The sequence below is a fragment of the Methanospirillum stamsii genome, from assembly GCF_003173335.1.
GTDB classification, from domain to species: Archaea; Halobacteriota; Methanomicrobia; order Methanomicrobiales; family Methanospirillaceae; genus Methanospirillum; species Methanospirillum stamsii.
In genome coordinates this window covers 1-3,629 of the sequence record NZ_QGMZ01000032.1, presented here as the reverse complement: position 1 = coordinate 3,629, position 3,629 = coordinate 1, and the positions used below count along the sequence as shown (strand labels likewise).

Below are 3,629 nucleotides of genomic sequence, written 5' to 3'. Positions count from 1 at the left end.
TACCTTGCTACATTGGCAGATTTACAATTAATTAGGAGGGAAACTCCGGTATTATCCGGCCCAGACAGCAGGAAAGGGATATATCTTCTCAATGATAATCTTTTTTCATTCTGGTTTCGGTTCGTATATCCTTATCGAAAAGAAATTGAAATGGGAGAATCTAGGTTTGTATATCAAGAATATATAAATCCCCAATTATCACAATATCTAGGGCCAAAGTTTGAGGAAATTATTATAGATATTTTTTATCTTTTTAATGCAAAAAACATTTTTCCGGTTCATTTTAAAGAAATTGGTAGATGGTGGCATAAAGAACAGGAAATTGATATCATAGCCTGTGAACCAAAAACAGATACAATTCTTTTTTGCGAATGCAAATGGCAGGATCAGGTATCTGTCTCTAAAATTGTATTGGCCCTGAAAAAGAAAGCACAATTAGTAAAATGGGGAAGTCCTGAACGAAAAGAGGTATATTGTGTGGTTGGCAGGTCAATTAATCAGGATTATGAAAGTCGGGATGAAATGATTATTGCATATGATCTTGCTGATCTTGAAAAGGTGATTCAATCATGTATCTAATTAAGAATTAATGATGCTTATTGCTGAATTAATCTATGATTTGTATACTCCTGGTCAAGAGTCACGTAGCAATAACAAAAAACCTATTATTTTAAAAGAATACAAGAAATCCATAAGATGGGGGATACTCCGCCATTAGTAGTCATACTTCCAAGCCGGAATAAGAAATACCTTTTTCCCATCGATTATTATTTCATCTTCCTGTTGGAATGTCAGGATAAAACCCTCATTCAGTTCAAAGAAATTCATCGCTTCTAATAGTCCCTTTAATTCCCTCTCTTTATTCCTGCCAGTAACCTCATAACAGACTTGTATTGCTTTAGTTATCTTGGTTTTTTCTTTCACCAGAAAATCGCATTCGCCCTGTTCTCTGAAATAAAAGATTTCTCGATATTTTTTGCGTAATTCGATGAATACAAGGTTTTCAAGTAGTCGACCATAGTCTTCTGAAAATCCGGTTGAATTCGCCCGAATAAATCCATTATCTATGCTATATACTTTTTTGGGATTGATCTGCCTGCTTTTTAGAGAGTAACTATGTCGTGGTAGAGTAAAGATAAGATATGCATCTTCAAGGAATTCCACATAAGATGCAATGGTGGTTACCGATCCGATTGAAGTAAAGGTTTTTTTAAGGTTTGTAAGTGTAAATTCCCGGGATATGTTTCCAAGCAGATAAACCAGAATTTCGGTAATTACACGGGGATTTTTAATAGAATTCCTAAGGAGAATGTCTCTTGAAATAATATCAAGTAACAGATTTTGAAGAATTTCATCCATCCCATTTTTGAGGTATTCCGGAAAACCACCTGACAGTAGATAAGCATGAAAAGAATTCGAAGATTGCTTTTGATTACAATATATCAGATATTCCTGATATGAAAATGGGAACAACTCGATGGGGAGGTTTCTTCCGGTAGTTTCAATGGCGGCTTAGTTTTCCCCAATCTCGGCGGGATCAAATTCCCCAGTTAGGGCGGAATAAATTCCCCAGTGCGGCACCAAGGTTCAGTCACCCGGGTGTCGTTCATGTTAACCGAGGAGGAAAACCTAATGCTCCACGATATAGCACAAGAACAGGAAATAAAACTTGGAAAGGTGAACATCAGTTCCCTCTCACGACAGACAGGTAAAGACCGGAAAACCATTCGTAAGTATCTCAGTTTACCGCGTTCACATCCCGGTATTTTTAAAAAATCCAAAGCAAGTAAACTTGATTCTTTTAAGGAGTATCTACAAAGTCGTATTGAGTCGTATCCCGAATTGAGTTCTGTCCGACTTTTTGAAGAACTGATTGAGAAAGGATATACTGGCGGTTACACTATATTGAAAGATTACCTCCGATCAATCCGTCCTAAACGACAGAATCTTCCCGAAATAAGATACGAAACAAAACCCGGAGTTCAGGCCCAGGTTGACTGGGCTGATTGCTATTATGATCTGCCCAATGGAGAGCGGAAAAAAGTAAATTGTTTTTCGATGGTTCTTAATTATTCCCGAATGAGATACCTTGAATTTACACGATCTACCGATCTCTTTACATTCCTTCTCTGTCACCAACATGCTTTTGAATATTTTGGAGGGGTCACCCAGGAAATCCTGTATGACAATCTTAAAACCGTTGTACTCAAGAGGAATCCAATTTCTACGAATTAAGAATTTCAACCAGTATTTGCTGATTTCAGAAATCATTACGGGTTTACGGCATACCTCTGTCGACCGTATCGTGCCAAAACCAAAGGGAAAATCGAAAGGACCATCGGGTTTATAAAAAGTAATTATATTTATGGCCGAGCGTTTTCGTCTATTGAAGACCTCAACACCCAGGCAAAACACTGGATGGAGAAAGTTAACAATCAAGAACATGGAACAACATTTGAGATCCCTTTAGTCCGGTTTCAGGATGAAAATCTCACCCTAATACAATCAATCCCTCCATATATCGTTAAGCGAAGAGAAGAACGACAAGTCTCAAAGGACTGTTTTATCTCTATCTTTGGTAACCGGTACTCAGTTCCTTGGAAATATGCCCGCCAAAATGTTACTGTAGAAATTTTTGGAGAACGGGTAATTGTTGAGTCAGATGGTATTCAGATTTGTGAACATCGGCTCATTGAAGGTAGACATCAGGTCTCCAGGCAAAAAGAACATTTTGAAGGTCTTCTCAAAGCAGCAAAAGATGAATCGTATGGAAAAATGCCTCCGGTCATCATTTCTAGTAAAAAACCGTTTGAAGATTCTGCTGTAATAAAACGCTCTCTTTCAGAATACGATCAAATTATTGGAGGGAAGTAAATGACAGTACTTCTTCTTGATCAGGTGCATCTTCACCTGACGAATCTGAAATTACTGACAATGGAAACGATCCTTGAACCTACATTAGAACGAGCCATGACTGAAAAGATGACTCCTTTGGAAACAATTGGGTATCTTGCTGAAATGGAATGGAAGAACCGGGTCAGTTCAACTATTTCAACCAGGATGAGATATGCAGGTTTTCCGATTGTGAAGAGGAATGAAAATTTTGATTTCTCGTTTCAACCATCCATCGACGCCACGGTGGTTCGGGATCTCTCAACCCTGAGATTTGTTCAGCAAGCAGAAAATGTCGTATTCCTTGGACCGCCAGGAGTGGGGAAAACGCATCTGGCGATAGGACTTGGTATTGCAGCAATTGAAGCAGGATTTCAGGTCTTATTCATCAATGCCTCTGTTCTGATTGAAAGATTGAAAGAAGCATACCGACAAGATCAGCTTGATAGGTATCTGAAAAAACTGGTCAAACCCAAAGTTCTGATTATCGATGAAATTGGGTATCTCCCATTTGATTCGCAGGCAGCATACTGCTTCTTCCAACTTATTTCCAGGAGATATGAACGGACATCAACCATTTTTATTTCAAACAAGTCATTTGGAGAATGGGGAGAGATTTTTTAGGATCATGTGATTGCAGCGGCGATTCTAGATAGGATACTTCACCATTGTACCCTTGATTCCCGCTGACGCATAACGATAAATCCCCTCATTCTCTTTTAATTCTTCTAACTCCC

5 protein-coding genes are annotated in these 3,629 nt (G+C 38.4%); 4 read left to right on the top strand and 1 reads right to left on the bottom strand.

Annotated elements, in window-relative coordinates:
• Positions 1-579, top strand: a 579-nt coding sequence (locus tag DLD82_RS13805) for a DUF234 domain-containing protein (protein ID WP_146199814.1), incomplete at its 5' end; no start/stop codon positions are given.
• Between the two features lie 135 nt (positions 580-714).
• On the opposite strand, the gene DLD82_RS13800 is transcribed toward DLD82_RS13805, so the two are convergent.
• A complete protein-coding gene (locus DLD82_RS13800; protein ID WP_146199813.1) occupies positions 715-1,359 on the bottom strand; it encodes an ATP-binding protein in 645 nt (214 codons plus the stop codon).
• Positions 1,360-1,608: 249 nt separating this feature from the next.
• Here DLD82_RS13800 and istA point away from each other — a divergent pair, with 249 nt between their 5' ends.
• The 3 genes from istA (at position 1,609) to istB (ending at position 3,516) form a co-directional block, all read left to right on the top strand.
• Positions 1,609-2,235 carry an IS21 family transposase gene (gene istA / locus DLD82_RS13795; RefSeq protein ID WP_109941714.1) on the top strand — a complete coding sequence of 209 codons (627 nt, stop codon included), beginning with the start codon at positions 1,609-1,611 and terminating at the stop codon, positions 2,233-2,235.
• Positions 2,236-2,418: 183 nt separating this feature from the next.
• On the top strand, positions 2,419-2,874 hold the full coding sequence (locus DLD82_RS13790) for a Mu transposase domain-containing protein (RefSeq protein ID WP_109941713.1): 456 nt from the start codon (positions 2,419-2,421) through the stop codon (positions 2,872-2,874).
• Positions 2,875-3,516, top strand: a complete 642-nt coding sequence (istB, locus tag DLD82_RS13785) for an IS21-like element helper ATPase IstB (protein ID WP_109941712.1) — start codon at positions 2,875-2,877, stop codon at positions 3,514-3,516. It abuts the gene before it with no gap.
• Positions 3,517-3,629 lie beyond the last annotated feature (113 nt).

Bases quoted from the DNA above. Each gene is read 5' to 3' on its own strand.
- DLD82_RS13800 (WP_146199813.1), bottom strand. From the start codon at position 1,359: ATGGATGAAATTCTTCAAAATCTGTTACTTGATATTATTTCAAGAGAC.
- istA (WP_109941714.1), top strand. From the start codon at position 1,609: ATGTTAACCGAGGAGGAAAACCTAATGCTCCACGATATAGCACAAGAA.
- DLD82_RS13790 (WP_109941713.1), top strand. From the start codon at position 2,419: ATGGAGAAAGTTAACAATCAAGAACATGGAACAACATTTGAGATCCCT.
- istB (WP_109941712.1), top strand. From the start codon at position 2,875: ATGACAGTACTTCTTCTTGATCAGGTGCATCTTCACCTGACGAATCTG.